The sequence below is a fragment of the Bacteroides sp. GM023 genome (genome assembly GCF_014750685.1).
Lineage (GTDB): Bacteria > Bacteroidota > Bacteroidia > Bacteroidales > Bacteroidaceae > Bacteroides.
The window spans coordinates 52,735-69,613 of record NZ_JAAXGE010000012.1 but is presented as its reverse complement, the minus strand read 5'-3'; the positions used below and the strand labels follow the sequence as shown (position 1 = coordinate 69,613).

Genomic DNA, 16,879 nt, shown 5'->3' with positions numbered 1-16,879 from the left:
TTAATTTAGTTAATAGGTTTAATTTATATTTTGCTGCGCTTTACTCTTGTCGTCCGCCCAACCGGAACGCTCCCAAGTCTGCTTCAGTTCCTTCCCGTAAGATACTGCCTGCTCAACCGCATAGTTAGGAACCGGCATATATTGATGAGTTGGCAAAACTCCCTTGGCTTTATACATCTCTTGGGCATACTTATTAAAACGGATCAGGTCAATCTTACGATTACCTTCATAAAAGAGTTCATGTCCCCGTTCTATCAAGATAGCATTCAAAAATGCATCCTTGGTGTTGGTTGCCACGTCCGGCAAATTTGAAAGCCCCGCTCTTCGCCGTACACTATTCACAGCTTCTTTGGCAGCCATAGTGGGAAGAGTTCCGCTTTTACGTACTTCTGCTTCCGCATACATTAGCAATACGTCGGCCCATCTTGCCAAAGGAATGTCTGTGCCCTGAAAGGTCGTCATTGTTTCTTGGGGAAACTTATTCATGATATATCCGTTCCACCGCACTCCCAGGTTATCTTTATTGACTGTCACTCCATTTTTATCTTTATAACTGGTAACAATAGTCTTCAACCGCCCGTCATTACTTTCGAAAGCGTCATAGTATTTCTTATCCATGCTGAACGCCTGGAACCATCCGCCTCCCATTGGGAAAGGATCACCTTTGGCTATGTCAGACGGCAATGCCCACATCAGGAAAGGGTTCGCGTTTCCATGTTTCGGATTACCATCCGCAGTGGGACTACAGCTAACGGCCATAATTATCTCTTCGTTGAACTTATTGGCGTTCTTAAACAGGTCGACGTACGGGGTACTTCCAGTCTTAAACAGATCATACTTGCCTGTATTGAGTTCATTATACATATCAATGGCTCTTTGATAATAGCCTTCCATATGTTCACCTTCGTTCAGGCAATGTTTCATCAGGCAGAAACGGGCATAATCACGTGTATAGCGTCCTAAGTCGGGAGCAACTTCAGGGGCGTTCTTTGCGGCAAACTCCAAGTCATCCGTTATCCATTGGGTCATTTCATCCAAAGATGGACGTACGGTATTTGACAAAGCTTCCGGATCAATTACTTTCTCAGGATCTAAAATCACCGGAACAGGACCATAGACATGCAGCAAGAAGTACATCATCAGTCCGCGACACAGACGCGCTTCTCCGATTAGGTTATTCTTCTTTTCTTCTGTCAAGGCTGTCAGGGGAGCTTTTTCCAGCGTTCCGATCACTTCTGTCATGCGGGTGATCTGGGCTGTTTTCGGGAAATGGTTCAAGTTGCCACCATCGTCCACATTTCCACGCCTGTAGTAAAAGCAGTTACTATAATCTCCTTTACTGAACCGTTCCCAGTCTGCTCCGACTGTCGTAGCAGGCGCACATATATCGGAAGCGGTATCAAACATACGCACTGCCCCTCCCGACGGTATATGTATGCCATGTTGCAAACCACCTGAGCCCATATCATATGTCCAGACCGTGGTATAGGGTAAGTAACAAACCATCATATAAGAAACATATTCCTGCTCTGTAGACGGATATTCGCCCTGCAACAGAGCCCCGTAAATATAAGGATCAAAATTATTCTCACAACTTCCGAATAATAGTTGCAAGGAAACAAGCATTGGTAAAAAAATCTTCTTTTTCATACGACATAATTTATTAGATTTCATAGCTTGAAGTTTAGAAAGTTAACTTTGCACCTATTGAATAAACTCTCATCTGTGGATATTGTCCTCCGGTTAAATTGGAAGAAGATGTATTGATTTCAGGGTCATAGCCTTTATATTTGGTGAATGTGAAAGGGTTCTGAAAATCAACGAATACACGTATTCCTCTTATATATCCTTTAAATACAGACAATTCCTTGGGACCCAGATTATATCCTAAAGTAATGTTTCTTACACGTACGTAAGATGCATTCTCCCTCAAATAATCAATACCCAGATTTTCGGGTAAAGCCACTGACTTGTTTATGGCGATTCCGGGGAAACGTCCGTCGGGATTTGTTTGGGTATTCCATATATAATATGAATAGATACCAACATTATGAGCATCGACTCCTTTGGAAAGATTGGCTGCATCAGCACTATAACTATAGGCGTTATTCCATTTCTTCACTCCTAACTGTCCGTACATGAATATATCCAAATCAAAGTTCTTCCATGTGAATGTATTACCAAATCCAAAATATAACTTCGGAAGCTGATTGTCCATATAGGAATCATTCACGTCAATTATTCCGTCACCATTCTTGTCCTCAATGATAGGATAGCCGGGCATACATGCGGCAGCACCCAACGAGCGTTGCGATTCGGGCATATTACTCTTATCCATACTGATAAGACCTGTCGTTTTGTAATAGTAGTATGCATTCATCGGCTCATTTTTCCTTTTCTGATATTTTTGATAATCGTAATTGGGCATACGCTCTATCCATGTTGCATTGTAATGAGACATCGTAATCTGAGATGTCCATTTAAAATCGCGGGTCTGGAGATTCAATGAATTCAAGCTCACATCTACTCCGGTACGTTTATAATGTCCTCCGTTAATCGGACGCGTTCCGTGCATCCCTAATAGTTCAGTCGGAGCCGTTCCCAGCAAATGGGTTACGTCATTACGGAATACATCTATACTACCCCAGATTCTATCTCTGAAAATAGAGAAATCTAATCCGATGTTTTTCATTACTGTCTTTTGCCAGGTCACATCTTCGTAGTTGGCACCGGACAGTATGTACGGAATATAGGTCACAGAATTGTTGCTGAACTGGACATCCTCACGGGTGGTAGTCACAATACCATATAAAGTGGTACCCAAATTGTCACTACCTGTTTCACCATAACTGGCTCTTAGTTTCAACATATTGATCCAGGAGATATTTTTGATAAACGACTCTTCATTCATTTTCCACGCAAGAGATACGGATGGAAACAGGGCATATTTCTTACTGGGAAAGAATTTATCCGTACCATCACGACGCAATGAAGCGGATACTACATATCGCCCGAATAAATCGAAACTACCTCTAACAAATTGGGATCTCTTTTCATTCTTATATTTATATGAGGTCGGATAGAAAGGGCCGTCTGCCATCCCGACACTACTTCCCTGAATATGGTCATTGGCATTCTCGTAAGATAAATCCGAACCATCGCCACTATCAAGATAACGTCCCATACCTGCCATCAAGTTCATATCTACAATTTCTCCAAACTTGTGTTGAAAGGTCAATGTTCCTTCCAGTGTACTTTGCTGCCTCTTTCCATATCCTAAGTTTCCCCTGGATTTGCGTTGTAGTGCATAGTAAATATCAGAAGGAATATAGGAATCACGGGAGGTATTTTCCTTATTCAAACCATATAGAACTCTGGCTGAAAGCATATTCTTAATAATATCAACATCCAATGAGAAATTCATATAACATCCGCTTTGCTCGGATTTATCATTTATATCCTGCATGGAAACGGGATTGGGCGTACGGCTAAAAACGTTATATTTCCCTTCATCGTCATATATGGGAAGATATGAGGGATAGAATATTGCTCCGAAAAGTGCTCCGGCTCCCTGGTCTCTCAAGTTTCCGACATCTCCGCCGACAGTTGAATTTGTATAATTGTTCTGATTCAAGTTGACTATAGTGGTTAACTTCAAAAAGTCTGTCAACTGGGAAGTTATGTTTGTACGCAAAGAATAACGTTGCATATCCGAATTATGAACGGTAGCATCTTCTTTGTAGTAATTAACTCCTAAATAGTATTTAAACTTTTCCGAACCTCCGCTAATGGTCAGGTTATGATTGGTTACCGCACCTGTTTTCAAGACTTGATCCACCCAATCGGTAGTCGGTGCATTGGCTATCTGCGTCGGGGTGAAGATAGGTATCCATTTCCCATCATAGGCTGTATTTCCATAAGGATATTGGCCTTTATCATATAAATAGTTCTCCCTGCTAAAGACATTAACCATATTCATCATTTCAGAGCCGTTCAGCACATCCAGATAGGGATAATGTTTCTGTATGGAGTAACTTCCTTCATAGACAATCGTCGGTTTTCCTGTCTTTCCTTTTTTAGTCGTAACCAGGATAACGCCATCTGCCGCACCGATACCGTAGATTGCGGCAGAAGCATCTTTCAGGATTTCAATAGACTCAATGTCATTGGGGTTTAATCCTGCCAATCCGGCACGATTGACTGAAGACGGAAGGGAAGTGCTTCCCGTGCCGACTTCGAAAGATCCGCCGGGCATGACGACTCCATCTACAACATAGATAGGAGTACCGCCACCACGAATGGATATGTTTATGCCACCACCCGGCTGGGGACTGGAAACGGTGGCCTGCAAACCGGCAGCACGTCCGAGTAACATCCCGGAAATATTGCTGGTAGCAGCTTTCGATATCTTTTCTGTTTTGACAGTTGCAATAGAGGTAGTCAGGTTTTTACGGGAGGTAGTACCATAGCCGACTACTACCACTTCATCCAGTATTTGCTGATTTTCATTGAGCGTAATAGAGAGGGTAACCCGCTCTCCTACTTTTACTTCTTGTGTCTGATAACCGATATAAGATACTTCCAGGATAGCTCCCGGTGATACTTCCAGGGAAAACTTCGCATTCAGATCGGATGCGGTTCCATTGTTGGTTCCTTTCTCTTTTATCGTAGCACCAATAATAGGTTCTCCATTTGCATCATTCACGACTCCTGTGATTTTGCGTTTCTTACCGTCTTGCGAGGTATTCTGCCGCTCTTGCCTTTTCTGAACAATGATGTTCTTTCCCTTTACTTCATAGATGACGTTCTGCCCGTACAATATCTGATCGATGGCTTCATTCAACTGCTCTGCCTTTACATTCACGGTTTTCTTTGTATCCAGGTCACCGACTTTATATACAAAAGAATATCCGCTTTTATTCTTCAATTGCGTCATTGCTTCTTTCACTGAAACATTATTCATTTTCAATGAAACAGCCTGAGCCAATATGGCTATGTTAAGGCAAAAGAGAGCCACGACCATTAATATGGCCTTCTTCCTGTAATTCATAAAATAAACAAATTATTTAATTAAAACTTGAATAACTCGTTTTAAAAGAGATGTATTTTGCTAACTTTGCATTATCTCTCTTGAAAACATATTCGTACTTGATAGTTGTTGAAAGAAGAGATTCAAGAGCCGGAAGATGTTCGAGATCTTCCGGCTTTTATTATGATCTCTCCTTATTGGCTTTCTAAAGATTATTCCGTATTATTTCCTTTACTCATATTCCTCATTTTTTTTAAGGTTAAACAATCATAGCATTATATCGTCTCTGGTAACCGGTTAATAGATAGTTATATTGCGTTCTTCAATTTTATATTGTATTTTTTCGGTGGATGCCAGTGCGTCCAGTACTTCCTGAATGTTTTGCTCACGACGAACAAAGTTGCCGTAGAAACGGAAGTTATTCAAAGAATCATTGGCTATGTGAATCTTCACATTGTAGCTGCGTTCCAGTTCTTTGGCTATATCGGGCAGAAGTTCTTCGTCGAAAAACAAGTAACCGTCAGTCCACTGGGAAGCGTTGGATGCTGCTACCGACTCTACCGTCATGAGTCCGTTTGACTTATTTAATATGGCTCTTTCGTCAGGTGCCAGGAAGGCTTCTTTTTCGCTTTTCAACATATTATTCAGTTCGACTTTTCCTTCCAATAAGGAAACAACGACTTCATGGTCTTCAGGGTAGTCCCGGAAATTAAATTTCGTTCCCAATACCCGCAGTTGCAGGTCTTTCGTTTTTACGTAGAAAGGAATCTTTTCATTTCGCGTGACTTCAAAATAACCTTCTCCTTCCAGTTCGACTTTACGGTTATCAACTCCGAATCCTTGCGAATAGGTCATTCGTGAACCGGCATTGAGCCATACTAATGTGCCATCCGGCAGATAAAGTTTGGTTTTCGATCCTAAAGGGGCTTCTACTGAAATATCGGCGAAGGTATCTTTTACATTTACTTCACCTCTCCAATATGAAAGGTATCCTACGGCGATTATCACTGCGACGACTGCCGCATAACGCCACATGGCTGATAAGCGGAATCCCTGTCGGAAAGGTTTCTGCTCTTTCTTCGAGCTGTGTATGCGTTCTCTGAAAGTATCAAATGCTTTATTCTTATTATATATGGATGCAGCTTCACGACTCACGGCTGAAAACCAGACTTCCCGTTGCTGGATAAAATAGGTCTCATTTTCAGCCGATGCAGCTATCCATGCCTTTAGTTCAGACAAATTATTTTCATCCAAACCTCCGGTCAGATAGTTTGCAATCAGTTCGTCAATATGTTTTTTTTCTTCTTCCATATTCTTGCTTTCTATAAAGGAGACAGTAGTTTTCTAATTGAGGGTAGTCAAAATATGATTTATTTTCGTTTTTAACTGAAGAAAAATAGAAATAGAGTAACCAGATATTTACTCAAGTGCTTTTGAAGCAAAGCTAACGCATTCTTTATATGATATTTAACGGTATTAATGGAGATACCGAGGTCTTGAGATATTTCTTCGTATGATTTTCCTTCAAAACGACTTTTATCGAATACACGACGACATTCGTCGGGAAGTTTATCAATGGCTTTATAGATTTCTTCTTCCAGTTCACGTTCTAATAACATGCCTAATGGATGCGAGTCGGTCAATATGATTTTATCATCCGATATTTCATCAGGCATAAGGGCGGAAAACGCGATTTCTCTCTTTTCCCGTTCTGAATTGAAATAATTAATGCAGCGGTTGCGGACAGCCCTTAGCAAATAGCTACGGATGGAAACGGATATTTCCAAGGTTTCACGAATCTCCCAAACATGAAAAATGGTATCTCCGACAATGGTTTCAGCCACGAACTGATCTTTCACATAACTATTGGCAATATGACATAACAGGGCATAATGATGGTCATAGATGTATTGCCAGGCATCTTCATTGCCTAGTTTCAACTGCTCTATTATTAAAGTTTCAGTATGCTCCATGGATGTATTAGTCGAGTTAATGCCGCAAATTTAGAGAAATTGTCCTAATTAACCTAATATCTATACAAGTATCTCCTGAAGGATAAAGAGTACTTATATTCCATATATCCTATCATATTCAGTTCTAAAAATAAGCTATCAACCAGAGTAAAAATCAATCCTGAACAATATAAATCCCCAAATTAAAAGAGATAAGCACTTAGGTACCTATCTCTTTTATCTCATCCTCACACTATGACATATTCTCCTTTAATCGAAGATTTCGATATATCCTACTTACTTCTTTCCAAAGATACAGTATCATTACTTTTGACTGTCGGGTAGTGGATTGATTGCTCCTCTTTGTGTACAAGTATATGCCGAGACATCTACCGCCCTGCGGTGCGATTCTACCACCGATTCACCTCTAAGCATGTTAACGACAAAGGTAGCAGTAAACGAATCGCCTGCACCTACAGTATCGGCTACCTCGACTTTGGGCGTGTCGATGGATGAAACCTCCCCACTTGCATCGTATATTCCACTGCGTACTGCGCCCTGCGTAAATATGACGTATTTAAGTGAGAAACGAGAAATAAGTTCTGCGATAGCTTCAACAAAATCAGTCGAAAGGGAAAGAAGAGAAATCAGCAACGGCAACTCGTCCTCATTTAATTTGAGAACATTTGCCTTTTCCAATGATTCCACAATTAAGTTTGTCGAATAAAAATGTTGCCTGATATTAATATCAAAAACCTTCAATGATGTGTTCGGCACAGCATCTATAAACTTCAAGATTGAAGTACGTGACTTCTCACTTCGCTGTGCCAAAGAGCCCCAGCAAACAACGTCCGCATCGCTAACAAGCTCCATTGTTGCACGACTACACTCGATTGCATCCCAAGCAACATTCTCAACAATGTTATATTGCGGAACGCCAGCCTCATTCAACGACACGAGCACTTTACCCGTCGGCAAACAATTACGAGAAACATATCTTAAATCAAGTCCGGTCTTTTTAAGCACCACAATCGTTTCATCACCAAGTTCATCTTCACCTATTGCCGTAACAGGATACGAATCTGCTCCCAACTCTTTTGCAAAAAAACAGAAATTGATAGGTGCTCCGCCAAGTCTTTTACCTTCCGGGAAGCAGTCCCAAACAACTTCTCCTATACCTATTATTTTCATGGTTTTATAATTTAATAATTATTTTCATGGATGTCGCACGGTTCTCGTCTATAAATTTGTATGCTTCGTCATACTGTTCAAACAGGAAGCGATTCGAAATAAGCGGTTCGAGATGGATAGATCCCGAACTTACCATATCGACAGCTGTAAGATAATCTTCATGGCGATACATCATCGTTCCGTTTAGTTTCAATTCGTGTTCTCCTAAATAAAACATACTAAGCGATGGATCTTTGTCAAATACTGCTACCACAACGATGGTACTCCCCTTCTCAATACATTCCATGAGTGAACAAATGCTTGACTCAACCCCGGCGACTTCGAATGCGGCTTGGAAACCTTCATCTCCAAAAATACTCTTAACTCCTTCCTTGAATGGTGTCTTAGCTACATTAAGCGTATTCGCTATGCCACATTTACGGGCCATTTCAAGTCTGAAGTCACTCACATCAGTAATTAGAACTTGTTTCGCTCCTCTGGCTTTTGCGAACTGAGCCACAAGATTGCCAATCGTTCCGGCACCCGATACAATCACATTTTTACCTTTCAAGTCGCCGCCACGCACGGTTGCGTGCGCACCAACTGCCACCGGTTCTATCATAGCACCATAATCAAGCGGCATATCTTTAGGCAACACTGCAATCCTGTCATCATCTACCACAAAAAAATCTTGTGCGGCTCCATTTGCCTGAAAGGCCTGCACCTTCAGTTCTTCACAAATATTGTACTCGCCTCTTTTACAAGGTTTACACTTCCCGCACACTAGTTGCGGGCGTGCAGTAACAACATCGCCCGACTTGCATATCGTGACCGCCGTCCCCGTAGCGACTACCACTCCCGAATACTCATGCCCTTGAACTACCGGGTAGGAAGTTGCCGGATGGCATCCATGATAAGAATGTATTTCACTTCCACAAATACCTATTCGTTTTATGTTCAGAAGAACCTGATGTTCTTTCAAGTCTGACGCTTTAGGTGCCTCGACTTCACGAAACTCTATATGTTTCGGTTCTACTAATACGGCTTGTCTCATTTTATTCCATATTTATTTAAGATTTCTATTACCGAAGCCTCTATCGACTTAGCCCAAAGTGTATATCCATAACTATTAGGGTGAGTTCCATCGACCGATGTCTCATGTGCATCGGAGGCATTAGGCGTAATCAGATAAACATCTTTGTATTTCGGGTCAACAAGAATTTTCGCGAACAACTCTTCTACAGTTGCGGCCTTAGCCCGTTCTTTCGCATCAAGAACTGTGTCGAATGTGCGTCGTTCGCGATAGATAGTACGCTGAAATATCAACGGAGTGGCCGGATGTGCTGCTATGAGCCGATCGATAAACGGCATCAGGCGCTCTTTTATCAGTTCTGCATCAGGATTCGAAAATGTATCGAATATAAAAGCATCAGCCTTTATCTCCACAAGGATGTCTGTCATGTATGGTTGCATCAAACAACGTCCGCTTGTTGCCAGCGACGCGATTTGAAAACCTGTATTACGCATAAATTGCATAGGATAACTCATGCCTGACCGTTCCGTACTTACCCCTTGCGTAAATGAAGAGCCATATACCACTATCTTATGCCGAAAATCCGACTTCAACGACTCGATAACAGCATCGTCATCTATCCCTATCTTACAAGAAATAACCTCTGAATACATCGGCATATACATCATGCATTCGTGCATTGTACCATCCATATTCTCTATAAGTGCAAACGTCTCAATACGTTCACTTTTATACGCTTTCGATGAACCACTTGCCGCATACTGCCATTGTCCGTCCGCATTTTTGATATAAAGATCGTATCCCTTATAAGAGATTGGCATTGTCGAGTTACTCGAATATACATACCCCCACTTTGTCGTAATATGTATATTACGTGTGTTTGTTTTAAACAGTACAGCCATACCAGCCGGGCAACGAACTTGCCGATTCTCCGTCCGATTAAAACCCTTATAAACCAATGTATCGACTCTATGATATGGATTGGGGGTCAATTCAAACGGCTTACCTATCAGGTTAAGTGTAGATGCTTCAATCTGTTTTTGTGCCGAAACCGATACTACACACAACAGTAACAGAACAACCGGAATAAAAAACTTCTTCATGGTTTTGTTGTTTTTAGTTGTTTACTGCAATAAGACCTTTAATCCTTCTGCTACGCTCATGCCATAAAACAGCTCATACTTTTCCATAAATACAGGATATTTGTCTAGTTCCAATGACACAAAAGGCGATATTTTCAAGAACTCAACTGGTGATCCTCCGGAAATCAGCATCTTGTCCGCCGGAGTAATGTGAGGTTCGAAAATAGTTATATTCTCCCCAGACTCCGTGTGTGCACCTATAAGATATTTGCAATAAACAGCTACCAGGAAAGCCTCTATCGAAATATCCTTTCCATCCCGTAACATCTGTTTGAGTATGGGTACTACATAGACTGCAAACTTCGCGATGCCATCACCGCAAAGTCGCGATACTTGATCGCTTATCGCCTTGTTTGAGAATCGTTTGATAAGCAAATCTTTATACGCTTCAAGATCAACTCCCTCGGGAACCGGAACATAAGGAGTGACGTCCCTGTTCATAAACAACTTTATCATTGTGCGGTACCTCTCATCTGCCAATACAGTATCAACCTTCCTAAATCCCTCCATATAGGCAGGATAAGATAAAAGTGTATGCGATGCATTGAGAAGACTTAATTTCATGATTTCATACGGGGTCACATCGTCCGTGAATGTAACTCCCACTTTCTCCCATGCAGGGCGGCCTGCAATGAAATTATCTTCAACGACACATTGTATGAAATCTTCACAGCACACATTAGTAATCTTCCCCGATTTTGTCGCAGGAGTGATTCTATCCACCATCGAATTGGGGAACGTCACTTTCTTTTCTGCCCACGCTGCCACCTCGGGATATTTCGCTTCGAAGTATGACATAAACGCACATTTTGCAGCATTGCCATTCTGTTGCATGTTATCGCACGAAAGAATCGTAATCGGCAAATCTTGCTCCATTCGACGTTTAAGTCCTTCGGCTACATACCAGAATACAGTGCGCGGTTTATCCAAATCGGCCTTATATCCCCCTTCAGTAATGGTTAAGGTGATGATTTTTATCTCTTCCGATGCTATTTTAGCAATAATCGGCTCACTATCCATTTCCCCCCATGCGAGTTCGATAAGAGAGCCAATCAACATGCTATGTCGTTCGCCGGAAGGGCTGCATGTCGTTAACTGATATATGCCATCCTCCTCTTTGAGGGCGTTGAACAGCAGCCCGTCTGTAGGCATAATCATTGCCCCAAACACCCCCCAGCATTTTTGTGACGGATCTTCAAGCAAAAGATTTGTGTAAGCTTCGAGATGTGCACGGTGGAAGTTCCCAACGCCGAAATGTACTATTCCGGCTTTAATTTCAGCACGATTGTATTTAAAAGTCTCCATATGATAATTTCAATGTTTCGGCAAGTGATCTTTCAACCTTGTCGCAATGTTCTATATAGAATTTATAAACCTCGTTCCATTTGTAATAAGATGCTTCAACCGCTTCAAGCGGCAGCTGAATATCTTTTTCATTCAGCATAAACTTGACTAGAATATCCGAACTGTCTTCCGATTGATAAAATATCATCTGAAGATTCGCCCCCATCGGAATATCCCAATACTTCCAGCTCTGCAAAGCTTCTTTGGAATTACTTGCCTCACGTGCCCACGTCCCAACCTGTAGATTTGTCAAGATGGCCATAAGAACGCCATCGTGTCCGAAGTTGAGATTTATACCATGACGTTCACGAGCAATATCTTCAGCAGATTCGTCTAATAGATGACGTAACGTGCGCGATGCAAGCCCCCAACTCCTCCCGTGGGATACGGGTTCAGGCCCCTTCTGCGCAAAATACTTATAGTTTTCGATTTCTGCCCAAGCCAATATTTCCTTTTCTGTAAAGATATCCCAGATAGGCACTTGCCGGTCGAGACATTGCATAAGCGACGCCATTAACCAGAAGCGATGGACAAGGTCATATTTATCATACTCGCTTTCTATTTGTGTAATGTCTATAAATAGCCTTGTGAAAAAAACATCAACATCCAACTTTTCATCTATGTATGAATGATATTTTTTAGACCAACTATTTTCCTTACCAAGTATATATTTATCGAGCGGACTTCTGTCGGGACATACATTGCCATAAGGATTCAGTGTGGTAAGAAACGAACGAGAGTTGTCTATCTCTGCCCATTCAAGCTCGGGTTTCAGTGACAAAATCCCCGAATTCACCGATTGCATTGTAGCTGCCACTCGAAGTACATTTGTCGCGTTAGTTTTCAAACAAGGATGGTTTTCAAATACTTCAGGATAGTTTTGTACCATTCTTCGGCCTATTTCCCGCGTCTGGCGATAACCGATCTGTGTCAGATCACCTTCTTTATAGAACACATTCATCTTGAACGGTTCAAGGCGTTCGTATAGAGCCTTCCCGAAGTCTGTAAGGTTGTTCGTATCATGAGCTTTCTCCAATACGCCGTATATGGCAGGATAAGTTACCGCATCGTCTATCTGACGTGCTCCGTGACGGAAATAACCATTTATATAGAATGGCTTATAGCCTTTTGGTGCCGGCGTAACCGTATGTGAAAGATCGGTCACATAATACACGCCACCTGCACGTTCCGGTTCCCTGCGTATCTCGTCAAGAGGATTCTCCGCTATCGGCTTTTCTTTCGGAAGAGAGAGTTTGAATATGCAAGGAAGGTCGGATGTCTTTTTTGCGTTTGTATTGGTATTGACATACATGGCTCCATCTTTTATCACAATATCTTCCGGTTCGTAAATGACTTGTTCCTGCACATTGTATCGTGCAGTAATTGTCCGCGTATCAGTATCATACACCCGGATGCAGGAAGGACGGTTGTCATCTTGCTTCCCAACTCCGAAGCAATAGTATATTTTACCATCATGCATACAGCCCGCTTGCGTGAACCATACATCATAGGGAAACACCACCTGATCAAGAATGTCATTTTGGTCAAGCCGCACCTTTGCACCCTCACTTAACGATGGTATGCGGAACTTGGTGGCGACATACTGGTTCTCCCATGCATTCTTTGTCACTTTCGCTACCGTACGCTTACGTGCCGAAAATATCCATATAAAGCCACGTTCCCGATCGACCAGCCAACTCGGCGCTCCGAAGATAGAGACATACCCTTTCTCCGCCCACTTCGAACCATCTAGTTCGATTGTCTGTACAATTTCGCTGCTAAAACGTTTCCCACGGCGAGTTATACTCTCTACAAAACACAACCATTCCAATTCACTTCCTACCTTGCCATTTGTTATATATAGTAAAGGAAATGATGCTCCTCGTTTTGTCTCAACACCAAAACATACATTATTTACATGGTTGTCAGGATGGGAGGAAGCCAGTTCAAAGCCTGCTAAGGGTTTCGAATCTGCACTTTTGAAATCATATATATTCACATGCCCTCCATCCTCGCACGAGAATATGTAATCATCCCATATTTCAAGTCCTTGCTGTGCTCGCCCCCGTCCTTCCTTTGCCAAGAAGACAGAGCACTCTACTTCCTTCTCCGGCTCAACATACAACTGGGCGATAAGGGGAATAGAGACCAATAAGCACACGACAGACAAATATATTTTTTTCATAAGTATGCTCTATAAATTTAAAGTATGATTATGTTCTACGTTAATCGAATAGCTCTACGCCTAACGATTCAAGCCGTCGCTGCAACTCTCCTACATCGAGAGCACGCGGAGTACAATTCTGCGATGCACTCATGGCAGCAGCAATACCAACAGCCTCTCCCATTGCCATGCAAATACTCATGACACGGTATGAAGCGTGGGCTCTGTGAGTACCCGATATGCACCGTCCCGCCACAAGAAGCCCTTCTAAGCCCAACGGGAGAAAACAACGATACGGCAAATCGTATGGTTTGCAATATTGTATGCTCGGTTCCGCCTGTCCGGCTCCGTCAGGATTATGTATATCGACAATGAACAATGCTTTATGTACTACCACATCAGCAAAGCGGCAGCCTTCCGCCATCTCATCGGCATCAATCATATAGTCGCCCATCACTCTGCGGCTTTCACGCACTCCAGTTGTTGTACCACTTCCGATCACTCTACAGTTCTCGTAACCCGGCAAATTTTCTCTCAAAAATTGAGTCAGGAGACGTATCTGTTGTCTAAGTTCAAGATCAGCGGTGAAAATAGATCCTACTGAAGTTATATCCACTCTATTGACCTGTGTCGTATTTACTTGACGGCAACCCGATCTGACTGATGGATGCAAACGTACAGCAGCAAGAATTGGGGGAAGTTTACCGTCGTCAGCTTTCTTTTTACACCAATCAAGGAAACGCTCGCCATTAAGTTGAACATCATCTACATCTCCAATGCAAATAAGCCCCTTTGATTCATCTACTCCGTCAATAGTATATTCAAGGGTTACAGGCTGCATAAGACCGTCATTGCGCCCTTTTTCTATTTTTGCACCGGCAAGAAAAGACACCACTGCATCGCCAGTGCAATCTATGGTAACTGCAGCCTCAAAACAGAGTGTCCCCTCGTTACTTGCGCACTTAATGCCTTTTATCACCTTTCCGTCACGAATAACATCCGACACACAACATTGCAAAAAGACATCGATATTCTTTTCCTTCGCAACAAATTCTGCCAATGTAAGTTTTGCCTCTTCAAAATCGTGAGCATTTCCATGCTCCCCAATCCAGTCATTGTCTTTGACGCCAAGAATAGAACAAACCTCATCGCGCATAGTGTTCTTACCTACACTACCGAGAATAGGACCGACATACCCAGCGGTCAGATTACCTCCAATGACTCCATATCTTTCGATAAGAGCAACATGTGCCCCCTGCCGGGCAGCGGCTACAGCCGCACATATTCCGGCAGGACCTGCACCTGCTACTAATACATCATAATATTTTGTATTCATTATCTGCTTGTATATGGACCGGAAACAGCCTTAACAGTCATTGCCCCATCAGAATCTGTGGTCGTCATTACTCTATATTTGTTTCCTCCATCGGTCACACGAACTACAATATGTCCATCATATCCCTTTACTCTCGCAGCCTCTTCTGCCGTTACCCGGTCGTCTACTCCACTGGGACGATCGCCCTGCCAGAAGTTAGTGATAAATATATCACACGCAGGGAGTGTTGTCTCCATCGAATTCAATATATCGGTGCGGGGATGACAATCGACCCATGAATTAACAACAATCGTTTGTGGATTGAGTGCTTTCAGAGCATCGGCCTGATTGGTGTTGGTTACACCATGATGGTCGGCTTTCATCAATTCTACCTGGCCTACGGCTTTTGCACATGGCAATTCGGCATCTTTCCATGCATAACTCGAGCGCCCGTTATACTGAAGATCACCACCGGCAAAGAAGTCAAAGTTGCCATACGAGACTTTCATCACACAACTGGTTATGTTCTCCGGCGGACAATTGTCACTGGCTGTAATGTCTTTGCTGTTTTTGTATGAAATCTCCGAGAGTTCAGGGAATGTCTTCTTTGTGGCAGTGCCCGAACCTGTCCAAATTTCTCCATTCACAGCAACATTTTGCACCTTTGCAGTAGGATACTTCGCTGAATTGTACTTCTGAACTATTTGATTATTTGCCCCTGCTTTAAATATCGCAGCCTCGAACTTTTTATTAGCAACATTCCATTTCACCGCATTGATATAGTTGTTACAACTTGAAGCATTATCTGCCATTGTCGCCATGTCGAACGGATAGTTATAATCGGGGTAACCACGATCGAGAAGCGTGCCAATTTTAAAATTGTCAAAGATCTCGGCATAACCTATCAACGAATAGGTATCGGAATTGGAAGATTTCGGCAAGGATGTATTATAACCACCGAAGTGGTCATTATGGAAGTGGGTAAGTACCGCATAATCTATCGTACTGTTACCTGTCCATGCCATACACTTACGAATGTAATCAGCTATAATTTGTGAGCCACGGGTAGAAGTTAAGGTTGGATCCCAACGACTACGAATACCGGCGTTGGTCGTATTACCATTAGAGTTGGTCGTAACACTCGAACTTGCGGCATCAATAAGCATTTGCGTACCATCCGGGAATATTACAAACACGCTTTCACCCGTAGTTGTATTGATGAAATGAATATCCATCACACCTTCTTGCCAAGCAGGAATAGTTTTACCTATCTCTATTTTGGTGGCAGAGTCATCTCCACCTTCTTCACCTCCGTCCGGACGAATCAAAAATGATTGAGATTCATTAGAACTGCATCCTACAATCGCAAGGATGAACAAACTGAAAATAAATATTAACCTTTGCATGCTATATGAAGATTTAAAAACATCTCTCCGCCTTCAATGCTGACGGCAAGACGAATATAATTACCAAAATTTGAATTCACTTTTATAATATGTTGGCCAAGTCCTTTGAAGATCGTAGGAATACTGCCGTCATCAGCCCAATACACACCGTCTTGCGATAGTTGTACACGACCTTCGAATACAGGATCTCCCTCTATTTTCTCAACCATAACAAAAAATATAGCCTCATCTGCCCAACCAGCCTCGTAAGGATGAGTGAAGAAAGTTCCTTTAAAAAACTTCTTTACCTCAAGATGGGAATCATTAAACATTTTCATATATTAC

12 protein-coding genes are annotated in these 16,879 nt (G+C 42.3%); all 12 read right to left on the bottom strand.

All coding sequences use genetic code 11. The features are described 5' to 3' along the window. Positions 1-18: 18 nt before the first annotated feature. The 12 genes from HC965_RS22085 to HC965_RS22030 all read right to left on the bottom strand — a co-directional run bounded on the left by HC965_RS22085 (position 19) and on the right by HC965_RS22030 (position 16,872). Positions 19-1,674 (bottom strand): RagB/SusD family nutrient uptake outer membrane protein, encoded by a 1,656-nt coding sequence (locus tag HC965_RS22085; protein WP_191033498.1) that lies wholly within the window; start codon positions 1,672-1,674, stop codon positions 19-21. 10 nt (positions 1,675-1,684) lie between these two features. Beyond that, positions 1,685-5,050, bottom strand: coding sequence for a SusC/RagA family TonB-linked outer membrane protein (locus HC965_RS22080; RefSeq protein WP_191033497.1), 3,366 nt, complete (start codon positions 5,048-5,050; stop codon positions 1,685-1,687). A 276-nt stretch (positions 5,051-5,326) separates the two neighbouring features. Continuing rightward, positions 5,327-6,340, bottom strand: coding sequence for a FecR family protein (locus tag HC965_RS22075; RefSeq protein WP_191033496.1), 1,014 nt, complete (start codon positions 6,338-6,340; stop codon positions 5,327-5,329). Positions 6,341-6,411: 71 nt separating this feature from the next. Next, positions 6,412-7,002 (bottom strand): RNA polymerase sigma-70 factor, encoded by a 591-nt coding sequence (locus HC965_RS22070; protein ID WP_191033495.1) that lies wholly within the window; start codon positions 7,000-7,002, stop codon positions 6,412-6,414. Between the two features lie 303 nt (positions 7,003-7,305). Next, complete coding sequence (locus HC965_RS22065) at positions 7,306-8,172, bottom strand: carbohydrate kinase (RefSeq protein WP_191033494.1); 867 nt, start codon at positions 8,170-8,172, stop codon at positions 7,306-7,308. Between the two features lie 4 nt (positions 8,173-8,176). Beyond that, the gene (locus HC965_RS22060) at positions 8,177-9,205 is read right to left on the bottom strand and encodes a zinc-binding dehydrogenase (protein WP_191033493.1); all 1,029 of its coding nucleotides are present in this window, start codon (positions 9,203-9,205) and stop codon (positions 8,177-8,179) included. Next, complete coding sequence (locus HC965_RS22055; RefSeq protein ID WP_191033492.1) at positions 9,202-10,287, bottom strand: SGNH/GDSL hydrolase family protein; 1,086 nt, start codon at positions 10,285-10,287, stop codon at positions 9,202-9,204. The genes HC965_RS22060 and HC965_RS22055 overlap by 4 nt, the downstream gene beginning before the upstream one ends. Positions 10,288-10,308: 21 nt before the next feature. Continuing rightward, a complete protein-coding gene (locus HC965_RS22050) occupies positions 10,309-11,631 on the bottom strand; it encodes a mannitol dehydrogenase family protein (protein WP_191033491.1) in 1,323 nt (440 codons plus the stop codon). Next, entirely contained in the window at positions 11,618-13,855 is a 2,238-nt protein-coding gene (locus tag HC965_RS22045) for a histidine phosphatase family protein (protein WP_191033490.1), read from the bottom strand. The genes HC965_RS22050 and HC965_RS22045 overlap by 14 nt, the downstream gene beginning before the upstream one ends. 40 nt (positions 13,856-13,895) lie before the next feature. After that, positions 13,896-15,170 (bottom strand): FAD-dependent oxidoreductase, encoded by a 1,275-nt coding sequence (locus tag HC965_RS22040; protein WP_191033489.1) that lies wholly within the window; start codon positions 15,168-15,170, stop codon positions 13,896-13,898. Next, positions 15,170-16,555: a ComEC/Rec2 family competence protein gene (locus HC965_RS22035; protein WP_191033488.1), complete on the bottom strand. Its 1,386-nt coding sequence runs from the start codon at positions 16,553-16,555 to the stop codon at positions 15,170-15,172. The genes HC965_RS22040 and HC965_RS22035 overlap by 1 nt, the downstream gene beginning before the upstream one ends. Continuing rightward, on the bottom strand, positions 16,543-16,872 hold the full coding sequence (locus HC965_RS22030) for a hypothetical protein (protein WP_191033487.1): 330 nt from the start codon (positions 16,870-16,872) through the stop codon (positions 16,543-16,545). The genes HC965_RS22035 and HC965_RS22030 overlap by 13 nt, the downstream gene beginning before the upstream one ends. Positions 16,873-16,879: the final 7 nt, after the last annotated feature.